Here is a 21,102-nt window from a genome sequence, read left to right as displayed (position 1 = left end):
GCTTGCAACGTTAAGCTTTGCCGGCAATCTTCTCTGCCAGCTCGTTGAGGTAAGTCCAGCGTTCCATTAGACGCTCCAATTCGGCTTCACCCTGGCGTTGCTTTTCCACCAACTCTTGCAGAAGCACGGAGTCAGCAAACGCCGCTTCCATCTTCACACTGATGTCAGCCAAGTGCTGCTCTGCCAGCTCAATCTGCTCGTCAATACCTTCAAACTCACGTTGCTCCTTGAAGGTGAATTTAAGTTTCTCCTTGGCTTGAGGCGGTGCTGGGGTATCTGCTGCGGATGCTTGCGGTGCACTGCGTTTGGCACCACCGGCAGCAGTATCGCCTTTGCTCCCTGTCCCACTGCCCGGAGCAATATTCTTGGCCAGCCACTCTTCATACTCACTATAGTCACCGACATGAATTCGGATCTTGCCATTCTCAAAAGCGATCAGTTTGTCGATAGTCCGGTCCAGGAAGTAACGGTCATGGGATACTGTGAAGACAACACCTGGGAATTCATCCAGATAATCTTCCAGAACCGCCAGTGTACCAATATCGAGATCATTGGTCGGCTCGTCTAGCAGCAGCACATTCGGAGCTCCCATCAAGACGCGGAGAAGATATAGGCGTCTCTTCTCTCCACCGGACAGCTTGGAGATCGGCGTCCACTGCGCTGCCGGAGGGAACAGGAAGCGTTCCATCATCTGCGAGGCTGTAATGACGCTGCCGTCTGCTGTGCGGACCACTTCGGCCTCTTCCTTCACATACTCGATAGCTCGTAGGCTGGGATCCATATCCTGATGCTCTTGGGTGAAATAGCCGAGCTTCACTGTAGCGCCCAATTGAACTTCACCGCTGTCCGGCTGTAATTTCCCGGCGATCAGGTTCAGCAGCGTGGACTTGCCGCTGCCGTTCGGCCCGACAATCCCCACCCGATCCTGTGGTACAGCGATATAAGTCAAATCGCTAATCAGCTGCCGTCCGTCCAGTGATTTGGACAGCTCTTGAATTTCAATGATTTTACGCCCCAGTCGGGTCGAAGCTACGGACAGGTCAAGTGTACTACTTGATGCATTTCCAGTAGCTTCCTTGAGCTTCTCGAAGCGGTCAATTCTGGCCTTCTGCTTCGTAGTACGCGCCTTCGCTCCGCGGCGAATCCAGGCCAGCTCTGTACGCAGTAGATTTTTACGTTTCTGCTCCTCCGACGCCTCACGCTCTTCACGATCAGCCTTCAGCTCCAGGAAGCGGGAGTAATTCGCTTCATAGCGGAATAGTCGTCCACCATCCAGCTCCAGCATGACGCTGGCTACCCGGTCCAGGAAGTACCGGTCATGCGTAATCATGAGCAGTGCTCCGCGCCGTTTCTGCAGATACTGCTCCAGCCAGGCCACAGAGTCCGTATCGATATGGTTGGTCGGCTCATCCAGAATGAGCAGCTCTGACGGCGTGATTAGCGCCGCAGCAAGGGCCACACGCTTGCGCTGTCCGCCGGACAGATTCTCCATAAGCGCATCGAAGCGGGTGATGCCAAGTTTTGTCAGGACACTCTTAGCTTCACTTTCAAGATGCCAAGCATCCGCAGCGTCAATAGCTTGGCCCAATTTGGCTAACTTGCTCTCTAGCGCGGTATTGCCAGGATTGACCTCCAATTGCGCCACTACATCCATATACTCGCGGGTCGCAAGGAGCGCCGGGTCCTCTCCGGCAAAGACCTGCTGGAGAACTGTATTGCCTGGCTCATAAGGGGGATTTTGAGCCAAATACTGTACCCGCACATCGTTACCGATAGCAATTTGTCCTTCATCCGGTGTATCCAGACCGGCGATGATACGCAGAAAGGTCGATTTTCCCGTACCGTTCACGCCGACAATACCGATCTTATCTCTGTCATCCATCCCGAATGAGGCGTCTTTGAACAGAGTTTTTTCGCCATAGCTTTTGGAGAGATGCTCCACGGTCATAATATTCATGCTTTATCCTCGCTTGCCTTAGTTTATATTTGAAGCTGATTGAAATCTGGAGAAAACCGCCCGGTGACCGGACGGCCTTATCTTCTGATACCTCGATGTTTTCCAGCCGTTACAGTCCTTAACGTATCTCAGCCTGGCGGCCGTTCCGCTTCCGGCATATGTAGGGTGTCCATCGCCCCGTTAATGAACAAACCCGCGGCAAAATGCGCCCGCTTGCGGGCATCGTCAGCTGTGAAATCCGGTTGAAACAGGATGTCCATCTTCAGCCTGTCCAGCATGCCGATATAGGACTGCGCCATTAACTCCGGCTCTATGGCCCCGCCTTCTAGCAGCACCTTCATTACTGCCTGCATGTACTGCTCCATAAATTGAGCCATGTACGTTACGAGCTCCGGGTTATTATTAGGCGCCAAAAAGAATAACTTCGTGTGCTGCTTGCGATCGTAATAATAGAACAAGTGATGATCCGCTATAACCGCCAGCTTGCCGGTCAGGCTGTTCTCGGCGTCCAGCTTCTCTTCCAGTTGCTCCAGAAAGCCTGCGCAGTCACGCTGCGTAACGGCCATGAAGAGCTCTTCCTTGTTCTTGAAATACAGATATATCGTCCCTTTGGCAATCCCCGCCTGCTCCGCTATCTGCGACATCTTCGTTTCGTAGAAACCGGCTGAGCCGAAAAGTTCGTAAGCAGCATCGAGAATGGACGTATGTTTATCATTGGATGCGCTGCCCATGCAGTCCACCCCCTACTGTGTATTTCACCAGGCTAGTCCAACCAGCAGTGCCACGAGCCCGCCGACCGCCGAGCTGATGGCATTGACAGCGTCATTGGTCATCCAGCGCCAGCCACGAGCGTGCACAGCAGGAGTACCGCAGTGCTGCGGACTCTCTACCTCACGACCACAGACTGTGCAGCGATTCATCTGCTGTACGGTTGCACCGAGCAACGAGTCGGCAAAAGCACCTGCGAGTCCACCCAGCAGCCCGGCTAGCACCAGCGTCCAGAAGGCTTGATCCGCCATTCCGGCACTCTTCTGAAGCAGCCATGAGCCGACGCCGATCAGGACACCCCCGGCAGCAGCCGCCAGTGTTCCCAGAAGCGACACTCCGCCAGAGGCACCCGCAGGCAGCACTTTGCCCGTAAGCACGGAACGTGGCTGCTTTTTGCTGAGTGTACCGATCTCTGTAGCCCAAGTATCCGATGTCACGGTAGCCATGACGCCGATGAACAGGAAGCTCCACAGCTCCAGCGGGTACAAGGCGTTTAGCAGCACAACCAGCATGCCGATCCCGCCATTGGCGAATACCTGCCCGGCATCGCGGCGTCCCGTCTTGGCGTAGGTCTCTTCCAGTTCGGCCTTGTTGTCATGCTTAAGCTTGGACAGCAGGCTTGAGGTAATGAAAAACAACAGCAGAATACCAAACCAGAAGGCGTTGCCCGCTCCAAAATAAATCGTACCCATCAGCACTGCCGCCAGCATACCCGAGAGGCTCAGCGACTGTCTCCAATAAGCGGCTCCGGCGACAAGCAGAGCGCCACAGGCACCGATTATAAGCTGCATGATTTCAACTCCTGCCACGATAGGGTTGCTTCTCGTACTAGCCGATCAGGCAAGTACCGAGCAGCCTTTCCCCCCAGTATAATTCGAAGGAATCACCAGTAACCGCGGGTCCTACACCCGCAGGAGTTCCGGTGAAGATAAGATCATTTTTACCTAACCCATAACGGGCGGCAATAAAGTCAACGATTCTCTGAAGGGAGAAGATCATGTCCTTCACGTTGCCGCGCTGTACTTCCACACTATTTTTCAAAATCACAAAATCCGTGTTCTCCAGCTCCTCCTTCTCGGGAAAAGCAATATACGGGGTCAACGGAGCCGAATTCTTGAACCCCTTGGCTGCGGTCCAAGGCAGACCTTTCTGCTTCAGGTCACTCTGCACATCACGTAGCGTGAAGTCCAGTCCCAATGCCATCACATCCACCAGTTCCTCCACACTCATTCCCGGTACATAGTCACGCGCGATGCGCAGGACAAGCTCACCTTCAAAATGTACCTGTCCGGCATCCTTCGGAAGTTCGATGACAGCTCTATCAAGAGGAACTGCCGCATGAGAGGGCTTCAGGAAGATCAGCGGCTCAGCCGGGACCTTGTTGCCCAGTTCCTCTGCATGCAGCAGGTAATTACGTCCAACACAATACAGATTATTTATAGCCGCGCACATAGATAGTCAGCTCTCTTTCTCGTCGATTATAAAAGTTATTGTCTTTCAAGAAACGTATCGCCCCATAGATCAGGACGGTTCGTACAAATCATTATATCAGAATGCATGGCCGCCAAGCGACGCATGTCCCGTGCTTTATTCACTGTCCAGGCCATCACCTTGATGCCTTGCTCTGCCAGCAGACCGGCCATATGTGGATTCAGTCGTGAAAAGCGGATCGAAAGGAAAGAACATTGCAGCTCCTGCGTCCTTGCAGCCGGGTCACCCGACCTGGAATCATAGATCAGCCCTGTGCTGAAACGGGGGTCCAGCGCCTTGATCCTCTGCAGTGACCCATGATCAAATGAAGTCAGGACAACTTTATCCCGCATATTGCGGGCGTTGACCAGATCGATGACCGCCTGCTCAAGACCGGGGTACAAATCGTTGACGGTTTTAAGCTCAATATTGAGGTGTATCTTGCCTGATACCAGCGTCAGCACTTCATCGAGCGAAGGGACCTTCTCACCACGAAAAGCCCTTCCTTTCCAGCCGCCAGCATCCAGCCGCCGAATACTCTCCCAGGTCATCTCCCTCACCTTGCCGTGACCGTTGGTGGTCCGGTCCAGGGTATAATCATGAATGACCACTGGCACGCCGTCCCGTGAAAGCTGGACATCGATCTCCATCCAGCGCACAAAGGGAAGCTCAAGCGCCATACGAACGGCGGCCAGCGTATTCTCCGGTGCCTTGCCGGAAAATCCCCGGTGCGCCACACAAGGGTTCTTCATCATAAGGTATAAGGTCCCTCCTAGCCCGCTCACAGCCTGCCCATGGCTGCTCTCTATGCATCTATTCAGTTATACGCTTAATATTTATTTTCTCTTCTGAGTCACATTACCGTTAGCATCAATCCGCACAAGACCGGAAGACAAAGACTCGACCCGCTTCAAGAGAATTCCCCCAGCCACATCATTCATTGGAACAGGGCGGGCCAGCTCGGCGTCCATCGGTTTGAGTTTCATCGAGCATTGCCCTTTGATATTACACTCGGCTTGAAAAACCGCTGTCTCCCACGTCGTGGGAATGGAGCCTTTGGTAAAAATGAAATTCCCCGTACTATAGGCGATCCATTTGCCTTTGTAGGGCTCTATACCCTGCAGCACATGGGGATGCCCGCCAATGACGAGATCCGCCCCTGCATCTATAAAGCTCCGGCCCAGCGTCTGCTGAACACTGTCGTATTGATCCACCCGTTCCTTGCCCCAGTGCACAACTACAATCACCAGATCTGCCTTCTTCTTGGCTGCGGCAATCGCTTGAAGTCCCTCAGCACTATCATAAACGGAGGCGACACCCGGAGTGCTCGGCCCCGCCTTCCAATTCATGACTGGCATCACTCGGGTGAATCCGAGCAGCGCGATCTTGATTCCATTTCGTTCAAAATATTGCGCGCTATAAGCTTCGTTACTATTGAGGCCTGCACCGACATGTGGAATACCTCTCTTATCCAGGTGAGCCAGTGTGTCTTTAAGGCCCTCCTGTCCCTGATCCAAGGTATGGTTATTAGCCAGATTCACAGCATCAATGCCAGCTGCCTTCAAAGCATCCAGTGCCTCGGGCGCACCCTTGAACACAAATTGTTTATTCTGCGCGCCAACTCCCCGGGTCGTGATCGGCGTCTCAAGGTTCACCACAGTTAGATCATCTTTTTTGAACATGCCGCCAAGCGCGGAATACGAATAATCATAGCCTTTCTGCTTGAGCAGTTCACCCGCTTTTCCAGAGAAGATAACATCTCCGGCAAAGCTCAGCTTAACCGTGCGTTCCCCTGCCAGACCTTCAGGCAGTCCTGCGATAAAATTACCGTCTTTACCCTGCACATCTCCAGTCTTGCTGTCAGAGGGGCTCTTACTACCCGTCCCGTTCTTTCCTCCGGTGTCAGTGGGAGAGGTATTATCCGAACTGTTCCCTGCGGAATTCTGCTCTCCATTCGTACCTGGGTTATTCTTAGCACCTCCACCGTCTCCCGGGATGTTGCTTGGTATCGGGGTCTCCGTTGGTGCCACTGTTGCCGTTACCTTAGGTGTTGCCGTCGCTTCAGGTGTCGGCGTTACTTCGGGGGTTGGCGTTATTTCAGGTGTGACTGCCACTTCGTCTTCGTTGGTCGCCGAGGTGGGTGGGTCACTCTCCTGCTCCGCCTGGTCCGGGGAGGGCAAGTCGGTAGCCTGCGCCACTGGAGGCGGATAGGAAGATCTATAACCATTTTCGCTGGTAAAACCATAAGTCAATGCGGCGGTGATCATCAATAGTAAACTTACATTAATCCAAGCCCAAACGGTTCTGCGACGACGTCTGTTCGGTTTATCCTTGCGTCTGGCGCTTGATCGCGGCGAATACATGGGTACAATGGTTCTCCTTTGTGATTAAAATTGTTTCTATTATATCATATCACGGGCTTGTCCCCGCAAATGGTAGAATTGCTCCTCCAATTAAACGCCCGTTAATGTTCACCTCTGATTTTTAGATAGGGCCTTAATTAATGTTCAAAAAAACGGTGAGGCGTTAGAAGTACGCCTCACCGTTCCCAAATTCTATATAGGTTATACCAACAATTTACGAAGTTTGATTAACGACATTTTTGTACCTTAAACACCCTGCTACTAGGGGTTGATGGAAATTTAGAACAATAATGTACCTTGAATATTCCACAATAACCCACTAAGCGTTTTTTTGAAAATAAGATACAAAAATGCTGTTACTTGGGCAGGCAAACCAATCATTTCTTCAAAGCACCCGCAGCGGCTTCGGCTATAAGCTTAGCCTGCTTGATACAGTCCGGCATGCCAATACCATCATATCCTGCGCCGAACGCGTAAATCCCGGGTAACGTCTCGGCCATATCACTGCGGAGCCGGGCGATCGCAGCCGGATGGCCTACCGGGTACTGTGGCATGGAATGCCGTAGACGGGTGATTTCCGTAAACAGAGGTTTCGCGGTAATGCCCATGATCTCGCGCAGATCCTTGCGCACCAGTCCTTCCAAAGCATCATCGGGAAGCTCCACATTCTGTTCATCTCCGGAACGTCCTACGTAGCACCGCAGCAGAACCTTGTCATCAGGGCTGGTATGCAGCCATTTTGAAGAGGTCCAGGTGCAAGCCGTAATGTTACGACCTTCCTTGCGAGGGACAAGAAAGCCTGAGCCATCATACTCGCCGACGGTATCTTCCTTATTGAATGCCATGACCACATTTGCAACAGATACATAGTTTACGGCATCCAGTGCTGATACATCGACATGCGGACGCAGTAATTCTGCCGCAGCGAAATTTTGTGTCGTCACATATATATCATCCGCCTGCAGGCTCTCACCGTTATCCAGTACGATTTCATAACGGTGAGCCCGATCAGACCCCTTATGAACTTTAATGGAGGCCGCTGAAACTTCCGTGCGCTGCTCCACATCATGCAACTCATGAATCAGGCCATGTACCAGGCTTTGCAGCCCTTTGGTGAAGGTCAGGAACGCACTCTTCTTGGTTCCTGTATGTGTCTCGGCTGGTTTGCGCCCGGTAATCATCCCACGGATCAGACTGCCGTACTGACGTTCCACCTCACCGAACTGCGGGAACGTCGCCTGGAGACTGATTTTCCGCATATCTCCGGCATAGATTCCTGCCAGCAAAGGCTCGGTCATATTCTCCAGCACCTCTGTGCCAAGACGGCGCTCAATCAGTGAACCAAGCGATTCATCTTCCTTGCTACGCCGCGGCGGGAGCATAAAGTCCAGCATCGCCCGAGCCTTGCCGCCGAAAGATACGAGCCCGCTTTTCAGAAACGGTCCAATCTCTGTAGGAATACCGAGCACCAGACCCGCCGGCATTGGATGAAGCTTACCACGTTGCAAGATGTAGGTCTTCTTGGCATTGGGATTGGTGGTGACCAGTTCATGGTCAAGCTCCAGCTCCTTCGCCAGGTCGCTCATCGCCGTCTTGCGGGCCAGGAAGGAATCCGGGCCTTTCTCAATTACGAAGCCGTCGCGGTGCAGCGTTTCGATCTTGCCACCAAGTGTCTTGTCTTTCTCTATCACAGTAATGTCCGGGGTAATACCAGCTTCTTTATAGTATTTCCGCACGTAAAAAGCGGCGCTGAGGCCGCTCAGGCCTCCGCCGACAATTACGATCTTCCTGGGGGAGCCGGTCATGGCTGACTCACCTTCATTTGATCCACCTGGCTTCGCACAACATCGCTTAGCACAGACATATAAGCCGGATCGCTGTTCAGAGATTCAATACGCATCAGGCGCATATCCAGCTCAGCGGCAATTGCCGTGGCTTCGATATCAAGATCGTACAGCACCTCCAGATGATCGGAGACGAAGCCGATCGGTGCGGACAGCACATATTCCACCTGTTCCTTGCTGAGATCACGCAATGTGTCAAGGATATCCGGCCCCAGCCAAGGCTCGGCCGTGCGCCCTGCACTCTGCCATGTGAATTGCCATGAAGTTACACCTGCTTTGTCCGCGATAGCCTTCGATGTCTCCATCAACTGGTCACGGTACGGATCCCCCATGGACAGTATGCGTTCCGGCAAGCTATGAGCGCTGAACAGGACACGAATTTCGTCACGTGCCGCACCTGCTTCCACGTACTGATCCAGCTTGGCTGTTACTCTCCGGCTCAATACATCAATCAGTTCGGGATGCATATGGTAGCTCTCCACGAAGGACATGTTGATACCACTTTCCTTCGCTTTGGCCTCTGCCCGTTTGATATACGTGCCTACACTCATCACCGAGTAATGGGGTGCCAGCACAATGCCCACAGCTTGTGTAATCCCATCCTTCGTCATTGCTTCCACACCATCTTCAATATACGGGCGGGCATGCTTCAATCCTTGATAGCAGACGAATTCATAGTCCTGTTCACCCTTGTCCGCATTCAACTTCGCTTGAAGCGCCTCAACCTGACGATCTGTGTTCTCCCGCAGCGGAAAAACACCCCCTACAATCGCTTCGTAGCGATCCTTCAGCTCCTTGAGCTGCTCTGCTGACGGCACATTGCCGCGCCGAATATGCGTATAGTAGGCTTCAACATTATCTAGGCTTTCAGGAGTGCCGTACGACATGACCAGAACACCAATTTTTGTTGTCACGGATTCCATCCCCTTTAGTAAATTTTAGGTCCAGTTGCTCAGGAATGCTACTTCCCAGCTTCCGCCAATACACCCGCCGAATACTCGTGAATGTATTCCGTTAATTCCCTTAGCTTGTCCAGTGAAGCCTCAGGGAATAAGCCGTGGCCCAGGTTGAATACATATCCTGGCTCCAGCACGCCTTCATCAATTAGGTTTTTAGCCCGCTCCTTCAGCAGTTCCATTGGCGCCGTTAGTAGGTAAGGGTCAAGGTTACCCTGTACCGCGAACTTCCCGCCTAGTCGGCGTCGTCCTTCGGTCAGACTTACGCGCCAATCCAGGCCGATGACATCGGCTTGAAGTCCCTGAAGGCTCGGCAGCAATTCGCCTGAGCTCACGCCTGGAAAATAAATTTTCGGTACATCCAGATCGGACAGCTCGGCAAAAATGCGCTGGATCGTCGGCAGTACATAGATCTCGAAATCCCGAGGCGCCAAGGAGCCCACCCAACTGTCAAACAATTGGAACGCCTTGCCCCCGCTGCGGACATGACTGCGCAAATAAGCGATCACCATATCGCCCAGCTTGTTCATCAGCTTTTCCCATACTAGTGGCTCACTGTACATCAGTTCTTTTGTACGGATGTAATTCTTGGACGGTCTGCCTTCAATTAGATAACTAGCAATTGTGAAGGGAGCACCAGCAAACGTGATCAGCGGCACATCCAGTTCCTTCTCCAAAATAGAGATCGTTTCCAAAATGTGGCTCAAGTCGCCCTCAATGTCAATCGGCTTAAGCTTGTCCACATCCGCTGCGCTGCGGATCGGATTCTCGATCACTGGCCCGATGTTTTTGACAATGTCGAAGTTCACCCCGATAGAAGCCACAGGATTCATAATATCCGAATATAAAATCGCCGCGTCTACGCCCAGCTTCTGCACAGGCATCATAGTCACTTCTGCCGCCAGCTCCGGCTGTCTGCAGATTTCCAAGAGGGAGTATTTCTCCTTGATTTTACGGTAGTCAGGATCATACCGACCGGCCTGCCGCATGTACCAAACGGGAACGTGTTCCGTCTCCTGCTTCCTGCAGGCACGGATAAAAGTATCATTGTAGGTCATGATAAGATCTCCATAAGATTTAATAAAATCTAAAATTCACATATTAACTATTATGCCCTTTTTGCAGAGTTGTAACAACCGCCGCACCCGCTGCAGAATGACAATCCTATGACATTACTATGACAAGTGTTGCACCGAAGATGTCGAATTATGTGATATACTGATAGAATGTCAATTTTTCGTGAACTTTATATCTATGATTTCCCTGAAAGGAAGTGAAGCACTTTGAAGAATTGGGAGACTTGGAAAGTCAATCTCATGGTGCTTTGGTTTGGACAATTCCTGGTTAACGCCGGGATGACAATGATTACTCCATTTCTTACACTGTACCTTGCCAAGGATCTTGGCGTGCGGGGCGAGCATGATATCGGAATCTGGGCCGGCCTTATCTTTGCGGCCAATTTCCTGACCTCGTTTCTGTTCCAGCCCCTGTGGGGTAAGCTGGCCGACAAATACGGGCGCAAAATCATGCTGCTGCGCTCCAGCTTCGGGATGGCGATTGTCATCGTGCTGATGGGTTTTGCCCAGACCCCAATGCAGCTTCTGTTGCTGCGACTGTTGAACGGTACGATTTCCGGCTTCAATCCCGCCTCCATCGCGCTCGTCTCTGGCACAACGCCAAAGAACCGCATGGGCTTTGCTATGGGCCTCATGCAGTCTGGTTCGGTGGCAGGTACTATTCTGGGGCCGCTGATCGGCGGATTGCTCGCCGACTGGATTGGATTCCGCCCGATTTTCTATGTCGTAGGCGCATTGCTCTTTATTGCTTCCTTGCTCGCGCTCTTTCTTGTTAAAGAAAAGTTCGACCGACAGGAAGCTGCGCATGTACCGCAGATTTCGGTGCTGGCCGGCTTGAAGGAGCTTACAAAGGTCCCACAATTACCAGCTTTGTTCGGTATTACCTTCCTGCTGCAATTTGCCATGATCAGTCCCATGACACTGTTGCCGTTGTATGTAGAGAAGCTCCATGGCTCTGCTGTGAATATCGCCTTCTGGGCCGGGATGGTCAGTGCCGTCACAGGTGTATCCAATATGCTGGCATCACCCGTTCTCGGCAAGCTAAGCGACAAAGTCGGGGCGCACCGCATCCTGACCTACGCACTAATCGGAGCAGCTGTATTCCTGATTCCGCAAGCTTTTGTAACCTCTGTCTGGCAGCTGATCATCGTCCGCTTCCTGATGGGTGTGTTCATGGGTGGCTTGCTGCCCAGCGTCAATGCTCTGATCCGTGCCTATACACCGGACGGCAAGGAAAGCCGGGCGTTTGGCTTCAACAGCAGTACCCTGGCTCTCGGCAATATGCTCGGCGCCATGATTGGCGGCTTCCTCGCTGGTTATATCGGCATCGAAGGGCTATTCATTATTTCCGGCAGCCTGCTGCTGGTTAATATGTTGTGGGTACGTCTAAGACTGTTCAAGACTACTCCACCTCGGCTGTTCCGCTAGCACCTCGTTGGGTTGCTTAACTACTTGACGACTGCCAAGGCCAGCCCGTCGTATGCTGGCAGCAAGGTGCTGGTCAGACGCTCATCGCTGGCGATCATTTCATTGAAGCGACGCATGGCTAGCACAGCCGGTCCATTCTTCTCCGTATTCAAAGTGCGTCCGCGCAGAAAAATATTATCTCCGGCAATAATCGCTCCCGGCTTCGCCAGCCGGATGGCGTATTCCAGATAGTTCGGATAGTTCTCCTTGTCGGCATCAATGAAAAAGAAATCGAAGCTGGCGCCCTCTGCTTCCAACTGCTTAAGGCTGTCAAGTGCCGGGCCTACTCTGTACTCTACAGTCTCGGCCCCAAAGCCGGCCTGCTCCAGATGACCACGCGCCAGTTCCGCGTATTCGGGCTTCAATTCTAGCGAGGTCAGCTTGCCGCCGGGCGCCAGCCCGCGGGACAGGCAAATGCCGCTGTAACCGCCAAGTGCGCCGATCTCGAGAATCCGCGACGACCGGGAGAGGCTGACGAGCATGCCGAGCAGCCGTCCATAACCCGGAGCAATGGAAACCTCCGGCATTCCGGCGGCAACGATAGCTGTTTTGACATCTAGCAGCAATTGATCTTCTGTATATAGCTGTTCACTGTATTCTTCCTGATTAAGCATGTATAATCTCCTTTGATCGACCTGCCGATCTCCATAAAAGAGCGCGGTAGGTGCATTAATTATTTTTTACGGAATGACGGTCATTGTGAACTGCCGCGCATTCCCCTATACTTGATTGTACTGGCTTTATGTATTTATCTACAAGTTAAATGGAGTTGAGACCTTTTTGAGTAAATTACAATTAATCGCTACGGCACCAATGGGCCTGGAGGCCGTTGTGGCGCGCGAACTGAACCAACTGGGCTATGAGACCACCATCGAGAATGGACGAGTTCTGTTCAGCGGGGATTACATCGACATCTGCCGCTGCAATTTGTGGCTTCGTACCTCCGACCGTGTTCTGGTCAAAATGGGTCAGTTCCCGGCGTCCACCTTCGATGAGCTATTCGAAGGCGTCAAGGCACTGCCTTGGGCCGACTGGATTCCCGAGCACGGTGAATTCCCTGTGGAAGGCCGTTCCCATAAATCACAGCTGACGAGTGTCCCTGCTTGCCAAGGTATCGTCAAGAAGGCGATTGTCGAGAAGATGAAGCTGTCTTACGAGACTGACTGGTTCCCGGAGAACGGACCTCGTTATGTCATTGAAGTGATTCTGTTGAATGATATCGCCTTAATCACGCTGGATACGACAGGACCGGCGCTACATAAGCGCGGCTATCGTAAACATTCTACCGAAGCCCCGATCAAGGAAACGATGGCGGCGGCTCTGCTACAGCTCAGTCGCTGGAACGGCAGCCGTCCGCTATACGATCCATGCTGCGGTTCCGGTACCATTCTGATTGAAGCCGCGATGATCGCCTGGAACATCGCCCCTGGTCTACGCCGCTCCTTCCCTTCCGAGCATTGGCCAGTCATTCCGAAGGCACTCTGGGAGGAAGCACGCGAGGAAGCCTTCGACGCTGTGCGTGATGACTACCCACTACAGCTATTCGGCAGCGATATTGATCCTGAAGCCATTGAAATTGCCGAAGCTGCTGCCAAGAGCGCCGGACTGTCCGGTGAGATTACCTTTACCGTTCAGGCTGCCGCCAAGGTCAGACCAGAGGGTGAATACGGCTGTATTATCACCAATCCGCCGTACGGGGAACGTATCAGCAGCGACAAGGAAGTAGAGAAGCTGACCCGCCAATTCGGCGAGATGATGATCTATCTGCCAACCTGGTCCTTCTTCGCCATCAGCCCTTACAAAGAATTCGAGCAGTATTACGGCCGCAAAGCCGATAAACGCCGCAAGCTCTATAACGGCCGCATCGAGTGTCAATATTATCAATATCTAGGTCCACTGCCGCCGCGCAAGCCGCAGTAATTAAGCAGCTACGGACATTCTCCCGCCAGGGAGGGTGTCCTTTTTAATTGTACTGCTCATTGCTTTGCATTCTCCGCACTGCAACAAAACAGCCTTAAAGGCGTGTGCATCACACGTATTAAGGCTGTTTGTTTATGCTGGTTTATCTTGAATCTAGAAAAAAAGCTTATCTGGGTTCGTACCGATCCGCTCGCCGGCATCCAACCCGCTAATCGCGTTCAAATCTTCCCGAGATAATTCAAAATCGAAGATCTCACTATTTTCCTTTATTCTGGAAACCGTGACCGACTTGGGAATAATGATGATTTCATTCTGTAGGCCCCAGCGCAAAATTACCTGTGGCACTGTTTTCCCATGTCTTGCTGCAATCTCTGCAAGCAGCTCATTGTCCTGAAGTCTGCCTTTCATGAGTGGCGCCCAGGCTTCGATCTGTATCCCATGTAGCTTGCAGAAATCATGCAGTTCCTTTTGTAAGAAACGAGGATGCAGTTCCACCTGGTTAACAGCAGGCACAATAGAGCTCTCTTTCATCAATTCCTGCAGATGGTGAATCTGAAAATTGCTCACTCCGATAGCCCGTACCCGGCCTTCCTCGTAGAGCCGTTCCAGCGCCCGCCATGTATCCTTGTATTTATCCTGACCAGGCCAGTGGACGAGATAGAGATCAATGACTTCCAGTCCCAGCTTACGACTGCTCAAATCAAAAGCTTTCAGTGTAGTATCATATCCCTGATCGGTGTTCCATACCTTTGTCGTAACGAATAGGCTGTCGCGCGATACGCCGCTTGACGCAATGGCTCCTCCGACTTCTTCCTCATTCCCATAGATCGCTGCAGTATCAATGCTTCGATAGCCTAGCTCCAGCGCTGCCGCCACCGACTTGGCAACCGCATCTCCCTCAGCTTTGTAAGTGCCCAGTCCAAACCAGGGCATCGCTATCCCATTGTTCAATATCGTTGTATCGGTAATATGCTTCATGCCGATCTTCACCTCACTGTTATATTTTCACAAAAACCGCCCCTGCAAAATGCAGCGGCGGCCAGATGTGCGGCATATTATTATTGCTGGGCAACGGGCCGCTTGACGAAAGATTCTACTTTCTTCAGCACTTCATCCTCTGTGGGAGCGCTAATATAGCGTCCGTTAATAAAGACAAATGCCCGTTTGCCACAAGGTCCACAGTAGGACTTGCAGCCAATCTTTATCTCGGCGTCTGGTGCCATTTTCTGCAGCTTCGGCACAATGCTCTTGAGACTGGTGAAATTGCATTTATCGCATACTCGTATATCGTTAGCCATGGAGCAACCCTTCTTTATGTCCGAAAATCCGGGGCGAATTCTTAGTGATCGCCATGATTTCCTTTAGACGGATTAGTGATGACAAAGCCTTCTTCCGGGAAGTACAGATAGTCAATCTTAACGCCGTCAAGCAGCGGCTGGCCCGCTTCCAGAACTACGTCGATTTCCTTGTCTGTAGAAACTACAACATCATTCTCTTTAGGCGTGTCCAAATCCAGACCGTAGTGTGCATGGTCGCCATGGGCATGCGTAATCGCAACGCGCAGCTTCAGTTCGCTGTTGCCTTCAAGTTCCATCTGCTTCTTTATGACTTTAGCCGCATTGCGGGTAATTTTGACGTTCATCTGCAATCCATCTCCCAGCATCTATAGTTTAAATACTCAATAATCTATTTTAAAGGAACTAAGCTGCTAAAAGCAACCATATTGACAAAATAGACACGTCTTCCGGATGCTGAAATCATCTGAACACTCATCTTCTGTTGCGTAGCTCAGGATATTTGCGATCCATTCTAGATACGAACCAGCCTGCCAGCAACATCGTTACCCCGATATCATCGATAGGCACAAATGGCATAACATCTGGTAGCACCCAATACAACAGGACCGGAATCGTAAATAACAGCTTGTCCCCCAAGGTGACCTGAGATGATACAATGTATCGCCAGGAAGCACGGAAAATCTGGTACCATATCTTAAGCGAAAACCATCTTCTCCATTTCATCAGATGCCCTCCCGTTATCCAAATCCCATATAAAAAGGATACAGCCGCAGGTAGTTTGAACAGCGGCCATACCCTATAGCATATATTACTCAATATTGCTGAAAATGTTTCAGAATGACTTCACATCTGATAAAATGCTGCCCAGAATCAGCCCGGTCTCCAGGGCCATATCCTCAAAATCGCCGAGCGGCAGCGGATTCTTGCCGATGCCCAGTTCCACCGTAAAGCCCGGCCGGCGGAATCGCTGGATGAACCAGTCCTTGTAGCCAGCATCGCTGCCTGTCAGATGCACGGCCCGATAGCCGCTGGCTGCAGCCAGCTTAGCTGCCAGGGCCTTACTTTCCGGTGGCTCATAGCCCCGGTAGTTCCAGTAGATCTCCGCCCCCTGGCTGTGCAGTGATACCGCCGCATGTCCCGGCACCTCCTCTGCCACTGCTGCCAGCGCCGCAGCTTCAGGCTCACTGAGCGGGGCGCTCCCACCATAGTCACGTGGCGCCGGGCCCACGGTGCCCCGACGCTGCGCCTCCTCTTCCCAGTGAGCCGGGAACTGGTCGCCCAGGTCCACTCCCCGGATGTTGGCCTTCCAGTGGCGGAAGCTGCGCCGTCCGCCATTCCATTCCATCAGCTGATCATAATAGGGATGACCTGGCATGACTCCCTCTTGAACCAATTCTACCCCATCCGGATTTGCCAGAGGAACCACCCATATCGTCCAATCTTTGAACCACTGGGCGGGAGAGTGGCCATTCCACTGCCTACCTTCCGCATAAGCGGCCGCATATTCCTCCAGAAACGCCATCAGGCAGGGTGTGGTCAGCCATTCATTGGCATGCAGTGCCGCATTAACATGCAACTGGCGCGGCCCTTCTCCCAACCGGAGCAGCTGTAACGGCTTGCCCAGCACACTGTTACCGATCGTTTCCTGTACGATGAAAGGATAACGCTCCACCAGTCGGTCGATATCGACCTTTACCTCGGCCGGGCCATATTCTCCGCGTAGATAGACAATGCGCTGCGGCTCCGGTGGAGGAATCACTAGCACCTTGCCGGGAATACAACAGCGTCCAGACAGGAAGCCGGGATTCAGTTGCTCCAGCGCCTCCGGACTGACTCCGAACAAAGCCGATATTTTCTGCTCATGATCCTCTTCCTGTACCGCATATCTTCTGCGGGGCGCGGAGGGGAGGAACAGAATCTGTCCGGGATACAGGTACGGCTGTCTGGATGCCCATGGGTTACCTTGAATGACATGCTTCGGCGTTAGTCCATGCATGGCGGCAATTCGGCTTACGGTATCTCCCCTGCGTGCAATGTATTGCTGCATATGCCTCATCCTCTCGGCATGATTTGCCGTTGCCCGCTGATAGACGTTCACCCGGGCGTGACCCGGATAGCAGCGGGACACAGCCCTCTGCTCTATTGTATGCAGCTCCAGCTGTCCCACATGAGGACACTGGGAAACTTCGTGCAGCCGCTTTAGATACATGGTATGAAAAAAACGGGCATCGCCCAAGAAGGCGATACCCGTTTTTAGTTGTCGACCGATTCAGGAATCCTGAAGGTTGTCCTTGTTCCAAGCTGCGGCAAACATAACTACAGCGTGGACACCTGCCATACGACGGGTGTTCGCTTGATCTGCTCTCCAAGCCAGTCACGGGCGATTTTCTGAAACATCTCTGCATCCCCGCTGCAAAAAAATTGGTGAATAGGACTCTCGTCTCCGCTGGCCAGCTTGCCTTTGTCATATAAAATGGTGCTTACTTCCCGGGCCGTCTCGTCCGCTGAGCTGATCAGCTTGACGCCTGCTCCCATCGTTTTTCCGATAGGTTCCACTAAAAAAGGATAATGAGTGCAGCCTAGAATCAAAGTATCAATATTGCTGTGCCTGATGCCTTCCAATGCCTGGCCTACAACTTCCTGACTTTCATCCGAACGGAACATTCCCTGCTCCACAAGCGGGACAAGAGTCGGACATGCCTGACTGACTACCTGGACATACGGAGACAACTGCTGCAACGCAGCTGTATACGCTCCGCTTCCGATCGTTCCAACGGTACCGATTACACCGACCTGACCGCTCTTGGTGACACTGATCGCTGCCCGGGCACCCGGGTGAATAACACCGATCACTGGAATGTTAACTTTGGCCGAGATATAATCAAGTGCCGCCGCCGTGGCCGTGTTGCAGGCGATGACGATCATTTTAGGATTGAACTGAATCAAATAATCTACGATTTGCTCGGTGAACAACTTCACTTGCTCGGTCGAACGGGGTCCGTACGGGGCTCTGGCAGTGTCTCCGAAATAAATGATTTTCTCCCTTGGGAGCTGTCTCATCACTTCCTTGGCAACCGTCAATCCTCCCACACCTGAATCCAATATTGCAATAGCTTGCTGCACGAACACACCGCTTCCTTCTACTTGTTTTGTGTAGCTTATGTAAGGCGAAAACAAAAGGTACCTATCTGTTACCCCAATTGCAGATATTACTCCATTTCAGGCCGTAGTTCAAGGCAGTTTGTTAAAGCTGATGAGCATTCCTGCATTCTTATGTCATAGAAAAGCCGCTCTCCGCCCCCTGCGGAAACCGGCTCTACTCAATGATATCACCCTTATGATTTCAGATCATTTACGGGTAAAGAAGTTCTTTATTTACACCGTCTCATTGCTCCCGGTTTCATTGGTAACGGCAGACTCACTGCCGTCGTTGGAGATAGCTTCAACCTCCGCAACAACACTTTCAGTCTCTGCAGCTACGGCAACTTCATCGACTACAACAGCCGTGATCACAGCCTCTTCAACTTCTACTGCTTCTACTGCTTCTACTGCTTCTACTGCTTCTACTGCTTCTACTGCTTCTACTGCTTCTACTGCTTCTACTGCTTCTACTGCTTCTTCAGTAATTATTGCGTCTACAGCATCTACAATACCGGCCGCCTCCGCAGTTTCTTCAGTATCCTGAGCAACAGTAATACTTTCGCTAACTGCAGGCTTCTCCTGTTCATCGGCTTCGGTATATTGTTTACTCCATTCCCGCACCTCGTGTACCACATTACCTACTGCATCTTTGGCTTTTCCGTACAGTTCTGTACTTTTATCACCTACCTGTGCAGCCAGTTCTTTGCTCTTCTCCAATGTAGCCGATGCGCCGTCGGCAATATCCTTCCGCAGCTCTTTCCCAGGCTTAGGAGCAAAGAGCAGAGCGGTTACCGAACCGATGACGCTTCCCGCAACAATACCCCACAACAAGTTTTTCGAATCTTTTTTCATCTTGTAATCTCTCCTTCTACTTTAAGATGTACTCCGGTTCCGAACAAGACATATCCAGGCTATTTGCGCTTGTTCCAGGCTGTCCAGAGGGTCAGCCCGGCATCCAGGGCGCGCAGAGCATGATCCATTCCAGGCTCATTACGCTCCCTGGCTCGCTCCAGCGCATGATTCACAGAAGCTGCTGTCTTGCGGCTCAGCGTCTTCAATTGTCCTCCAGCCTCGCTCAAGGATTCTCCAACGCAAGCCAGCCCCGACGCAAGCGGCTCCATTTCCCTTAGTCTTGCTTCGGCGGTCTCCGCTGCGGCCGCCGTCCGCTGCAGAGTCTCTGCAGTATCGGCGGCAAGCGAGGTACCGACCTGCCCCAGGCGGGTCACCATCTCACTCAGCGCAGCCAAGGTCTTCATGACAGATACGGTCAACAGCAAGGTAGCAGTGACCAGAACACTCATCCCGGTCACCAAGACCGCAGCCAGCCAGCCGTCCATGGCTTCTCCTCCTCCCCGCCCTACCGGGCAAGTGCCTATTTCTGCTTTATCATAAGCAGAGGGAGTTCGTCCTGTGACTGACTGGCGCAACTTTTTTTACAATACCTGTCTTGACTACCTTGACGCCATCCAACAGCGATAGCAGCGACGACCTAGACATATACTTCCGAGGTTGGCTGTTCCCTCATTATTTCAACACGTTGGCCCCCAGTTCCTGATCCAAATACTGGTGAACCTCTGCTGCAAATCGTTCAAGCGCCCCAGGTAGCTCTTGCGTTAACGGGTGCAGTACACTGCGATCCCATACGAAATAGTCCTGAACCAACGGTTTACGCAGCCCGACCAACTGAATCAGCGTATCAAACAACCCGTCTTCACTGAAGACCTTCTCCTCGTGGATAATGGAAATAATATCTTCATAGCTTCCTGCGTCGCGCATGATGAATCCGTCAATCAGGCAGCTTCCAACATCCGTGACGACCTCGATGGCCAGGTGAAGACAGCGCTCCTGTACAAGACCAATCAATGTTCCTCCGTCCCAGGAATCCGCGGCCGTCCGCAGGCCGAAATTTATATCGGGAATCTGCCCCAGAATAGTTTCGATTTGTTGTCGGTTGACATAATACACAGCAAGCCCTCCAAATCGGTTATAGTTACAGAATCAAACAGAAACGGCTTTACCGTCCTCTAAAGGACGGTATCCGTTTCAGCGAGAAATAATTTAAAAGAAAAACTCCTTTCGGAGTCTTTCCAAAGACCTTACGCCCAAGTATTCTACTTGCTTCGCCGGCCGCGGCGCTTCAGCCAGAAGAACATAATAAAGCAGGCCGCAAGAAATACAACCAGATAAGTTAACGCTTCCATCGGATATTCCAGCTCACGCATGCCTTCACCGCTTTCCGGTATATTGTAGTATACGTTACACTCACAGACCCGGTAATCTTACAGCTCGTAATCTACAGCTATGGACAGTTCTTTAACTTCATTGATATGGGCAATAACCTCTTTGTGCGCCGGATGAACTTGATAAGCCTGCAAATCCTCCAGAGAAGCCACAGTGGTTACAAGAGCCAAATCAAAGGAACGTTCTGAATGAATGATATCGGTGCCGACCTCAATTGAAAGCAGCTGTGGGATCTTTCCTTCCATGTTCCGCAGTACGACCGCCGTTGCCTCCACACTTTCTGCCGACCGGTCTTTCAATTTAAAAAACACAATATGCTTTATCATTCTATTCGCTCCCTGTCTCTATTAATTGTTCGTTGAATATTAAAAATATATCATAAGACCCGTAGTTCCGAAAGCAATGAGGTCACGAAAAAGAGTGTTCAAGTCAAAAAGTTCCATGACCTCATTTCATCTAGACGAAACCATATTTGAAATGTTAAAGTCATAGAAGGCCAAAAAAGCTCCCCAGAAACTGAGTCACTGTGGTTCACCCCATAAGCAGTATTAAGTGGAGCAATAGCAATGCATGGCCTATTAAACAGCTAGACTTATATCAT

Annotated in this window: 22 protein-coding genes; 2 read left to right on the top strand and 20 right to left on the bottom strand. The window is 51.8% G+C overall.

The genetic code is table 11. The annotated features are described in order from the left end of the window. Positions 1-10: 10 nt before the first annotated feature. From AC3Y23_RS14165 to hemE, 9 genes are all read right to left on the bottom strand, one after another. Positions 11-1,957, bottom strand: coding sequence for an ABC-F family ATP-binding cassette domain-containing protein (locus tag AC3Y23_RS14165; RefSeq protein ID WP_379199901.1), 1,947 nt, complete (start codon positions 1,955-1,957; stop codon positions 11-13). A 128-nt stretch (positions 1,958-2,085) separates the two neighbouring features. Next, complete coding sequence (locus AC3Y23_RS14160) at positions 2,086-2,688, bottom strand: TetR/AcrR family transcriptional regulator (protein WP_379199899.1); 603 nt, start codon at positions 2,686-2,688, stop codon at positions 2,086-2,088. A 24-nt stretch (positions 2,689-2,712) separates the two neighbouring features. Then, positions 2,713-3,516, bottom strand: a complete 804-nt coding sequence (locus tag AC3Y23_RS14155; protein ID WP_379199897.1) for a DUF92 domain-containing protein — start codon at positions 3,514-3,516, stop codon at positions 2,713-2,715. 37 nt (positions 3,517-3,553) lie between these two features. Next, positions 3,554-4,177: a fumarylacetoacetate hydrolase family protein gene (locus AC3Y23_RS14150; RefSeq protein ID WP_379199895.1), complete on the bottom strand. Its 624-nt coding sequence runs from the start codon at positions 4,175-4,177 to the stop codon at positions 3,554-3,556. A gap of 35 nt (positions 4,178-4,212) precedes the next feature. After that, a complete protein-coding gene (locus AC3Y23_RS14145; RefSeq protein WP_379200004.1) occupies positions 4,213-4,947 on the bottom strand; it encodes a glycerophosphodiester phosphodiesterase in 735 nt (244 codons plus the stop codon). 84 nt (positions 4,948-5,031) lie between these two features. Continuing rightward, a complete protein-coding gene (locus tag AC3Y23_RS14140; protein ID WP_379199893.1) occupies positions 5,032-6,558 on the bottom strand; it encodes a CapA family protein in 1,527 nt (508 codons plus the stop codon). A 377-nt stretch (positions 6,559-6,935) separates the two neighbouring features. Continuing rightward, positions 6,936-8,363: a protoporphyrinogen oxidase gene (gene hemG / locus AC3Y23_RS14135; protein ID WP_379199890.1), complete on the bottom strand. Its 1,428-nt coding sequence runs from the start codon at positions 8,361-8,363 to the stop codon at positions 6,936-6,938. Beyond that, complete coding sequence (gene hemH / locus AC3Y23_RS14130) at positions 8,360-9,316, bottom strand: ferrochelatase (protein WP_379199888.1); 957 nt, start codon at positions 9,314-9,316, stop codon at positions 8,360-8,362. The genes hemG and hemH overlap by 4 nt, the downstream gene beginning before the upstream one ends. A 47-nt stretch (positions 9,317-9,363) precedes the next feature. Beyond that, positions 9,364-10,416 (bottom strand): uroporphyrinogen decarboxylase, encoded by a 1,053-nt coding sequence (gene hemE, locus AC3Y23_RS14125; RefSeq protein WP_379199886.1) that lies wholly within the window; start codon positions 10,414-10,416, stop codon positions 9,364-9,366. A gap of 225 nt (positions 10,417-10,641) precedes the next feature. Here hemE and AC3Y23_RS14120 point away from each other — a divergent pair, with 225 nt between their 5' ends. Next, a complete protein-coding gene (locus AC3Y23_RS14120; RefSeq protein ID WP_379199884.1) occupies positions 10,642-11,862 on the top strand; it encodes an MFS transporter in 1,221 nt (406 codons plus the stop codon). Between the two features lie 20 nt (positions 11,863-11,882). On the opposite strand, the gene AC3Y23_RS14115 is transcribed toward AC3Y23_RS14120, so the two are convergent. Continuing rightward, complete coding sequence (locus AC3Y23_RS14115; protein WP_379199882.1) at positions 11,883-12,515, bottom strand: O-methyltransferase; 633 nt, start codon at positions 12,513-12,515, stop codon at positions 11,883-11,885. 166 nt (positions 12,516-12,681) lie between these two features. Between AC3Y23_RS14115 and AC3Y23_RS14110 the strand changes: the two genes are divergently transcribed. After that, positions 12,682-13,821 carry a THUMP domain-containing class I SAM-dependent RNA methyltransferase gene (locus AC3Y23_RS14110; protein WP_379199880.1) on the top strand — a complete coding sequence of 380 codons (1,140 nt, stop codon included), beginning with the start codon at positions 12,682-12,684 and terminating at the stop codon, positions 13,819-13,821. A gap of 153 nt (positions 13,822-13,974) precedes the next feature. Here the strand turns inward: AC3Y23_RS14110 and AC3Y23_RS14105 are convergent, their stop codons facing one another. From AC3Y23_RS14105 to AC3Y23_RS14060, 10 genes are all read right to left on the bottom strand, one after another. Next, positions 13,975-14,799 carry an aldo/keto reductase gene (locus AC3Y23_RS14105; RefSeq protein WP_379199878.1) on the bottom strand — a complete coding sequence of 275 codons (825 nt, stop codon included), beginning with the start codon at positions 14,797-14,799 and terminating at the stop codon, positions 13,975-13,977. 80 nt (positions 14,800-14,879) lie between these two features. Further along, positions 14,880-15,119 (bottom strand): YuzB family protein, encoded by a 240-nt coding sequence (locus AC3Y23_RS14100; RefSeq protein WP_066371926.1) that lies wholly within the window; start codon positions 15,117-15,119, stop codon positions 14,880-14,882. A gap of 41 nt (positions 15,120-15,160) precedes the next feature. Then, positions 15,161-15,463 carry a HesB/IscA family protein gene (locus tag AC3Y23_RS14095; RefSeq protein ID WP_379199876.1) on the bottom strand — a complete coding sequence of 101 codons (303 nt, stop codon included), beginning with the start codon at positions 15,461-15,463 and terminating at the stop codon, positions 15,161-15,163. A 127-nt stretch (positions 15,464-15,590) separates the two neighbouring features. Further along, a complete protein-coding gene (locus tag AC3Y23_RS14090; RefSeq protein ID WP_379199874.1) occupies positions 15,591-15,842 on the bottom strand; it encodes a hypothetical protein in 252 nt (83 codons plus the stop codon). 109 nt (positions 15,843-15,951) lie between these two features. Further along, positions 15,952-17,166, bottom strand: coding sequence for a M14 family zinc carboxypeptidase (locus AC3Y23_RS14085; RefSeq protein WP_379200002.1), 1,215 nt, complete (start codon positions 17,164-17,166; stop codon positions 15,952-15,954). 269 nt (positions 17,167-17,435) lie between these two features. Continuing rightward, positions 17,436-18,242, bottom strand: a complete 807-nt coding sequence (racE, locus tag AC3Y23_RS14080) for a glutamate racemase (protein WP_379199872.1) — start codon at positions 18,240-18,242, stop codon at positions 17,436-17,438. Between the two features lie 252 nt (positions 18,243-18,494). Next, positions 18,495-19,112, bottom strand: coding sequence for a YtxH domain-containing protein (locus AC3Y23_RS14075; RefSeq protein WP_379199870.1), 618 nt, complete (start codon positions 19,110-19,112; stop codon positions 18,495-18,497). 59 nt (positions 19,113-19,171) lie between these two features. Beyond that, positions 19,172-19,597 (bottom strand): hypothetical protein, encoded by a 426-nt coding sequence (locus tag AC3Y23_RS14070; RefSeq protein ID WP_379199868.1) that lies wholly within the window; start codon positions 19,595-19,597, stop codon positions 19,172-19,174. Between the two features lie 187 nt (positions 19,598-19,784). Next, entirely contained in the window at positions 19,785-20,225 is a 441-nt protein-coding gene (locus AC3Y23_RS14065; RefSeq protein WP_379199866.1) for a DUF86 domain-containing protein, read from the bottom strand. 314 nt (positions 20,226-20,539) lie between these two features. Continuing rightward, positions 20,540-20,827 (bottom strand): Dabb family protein, encoded by a 288-nt coding sequence (locus AC3Y23_RS14060; protein WP_066371957.1) that lies wholly within the window; start codon positions 20,825-20,827, stop codon positions 20,540-20,542. Between the last annotated feature and the right edge of the window lie 275 nt (positions 20,828-21,102).

Source organism: Paenibacillus sp. MAHUQ-45, from assembly GCF_058133325.1.
This window is presented reverse-complemented; position numbering and strand designations above follow the sequence as displayed.

Bases quoted from the DNA above. Each gene is read 5' to 3' on its own strand.
- AC3Y23_RS14095 (WP_379199876.1), bottom strand. From the start codon at position 15,463: ATGAACGTCAAAATTACCCGCAATGCGGCTAAAGTCATAAAGAAGCAG.
- hemE (WP_379199886.1), bottom strand. From the start codon at position 10,416: ATGACCTACAATGATACTTTTATCCGTGCCTGCAGGAAGCAGGAGACG.
- AC3Y23_RS14070 (WP_379199868.1), bottom strand. From the start codon at position 19,597: ATGGACGGCTGGCTGGCTGCGGTCTTGGTGACCGGGATGAGTGTTCTG.
- hemG (WP_379199890.1), bottom strand. From the start codon at position 8,363: ATGACCGGCTCCCCCAGGAAGATCGTAATTGTCGGCGGAGGCCTGAGC.
- AC3Y23_RS14090 (WP_379199874.1), bottom strand. From the start codon at position 15,842: ATGAAATGGAGAAGATGGTTTTCGCTTAAGATATGGTACCAGATTTTC.
- AC3Y23_RS14075 (WP_379199870.1), bottom strand. From the start codon at position 19,112: ATGAAAAAAGATTCGAAAAACTTGTTGTGGGGTATTGTTGCGGGAAGC.
- AC3Y23_RS14100 (WP_066371926.1), bottom strand. From the start codon at position 15,119: ATGGCTAACGATATACGAGTATGCGATAAATGCAATTTCACCAGTCTC.
- AC3Y23_RS14165 (WP_379199901.1), bottom strand. From the start codon at position 1,957: ATGAATATTATGACCGTGGAGCATCTCTCCAAAAGCTATGGCGAAAAA.
- AC3Y23_RS14085 (WP_379200002.1), bottom strand. From the start codon at position 17,166: ATGCAGCAATACATTGCACGCAGGGGAGATACCGTAAGCCGAATTGCC.
- AC3Y23_RS14160 (WP_379199899.1), bottom strand. From the start codon at position 2,688: ATGGGCAGCGCATCCAATGATAAACATACGTCCATTCTCGATGCTGCT.
- AC3Y23_RS14105 (WP_379199878.1), bottom strand. From the start codon at position 14,799: ATGAAGCATATTACCGATACAACGATATTGAACAATGGGATAGCGATG.
- AC3Y23_RS14060 (WP_066371957.1), bottom strand. From the start codon at position 20,827: ATGATAAAGCATATTGTGTTTTTTAAATTGAAAGACCGGTCGGCAGAA.
- AC3Y23_RS14155 (WP_379199897.1), bottom strand. From the start codon at position 3,516: ATGCAGCTTATAATCGGTGCCTGTGGCGCTCTGCTTGTCGCCGGAGCC.
- AC3Y23_RS14115 (WP_379199882.1), bottom strand. From the start codon at position 12,515: ATGCTTAATCAGGAAGAATACAGTGAACAGCTATATACAGAAGATCAA.
- AC3Y23_RS14150 (WP_379199895.1), bottom strand. From the start codon at position 4,177: ATGTGCGCGGCTATAAATAATCTGTATTGTGTTGGACGTAATTACCTG.
- AC3Y23_RS14145 (WP_379200004.1), bottom strand. From the start codon at position 4,947: ATGAAGAACCCTTGTGTGGCGCACCGGGGATTTTCCGGCAAGGCACCG.
- AC3Y23_RS14140 (WP_379199893.1), bottom strand. From the start codon at position 6,558: ATGTATTCGCCGCGATCAAGCGCCAGACGCAAGGATAAACCGAACAGA.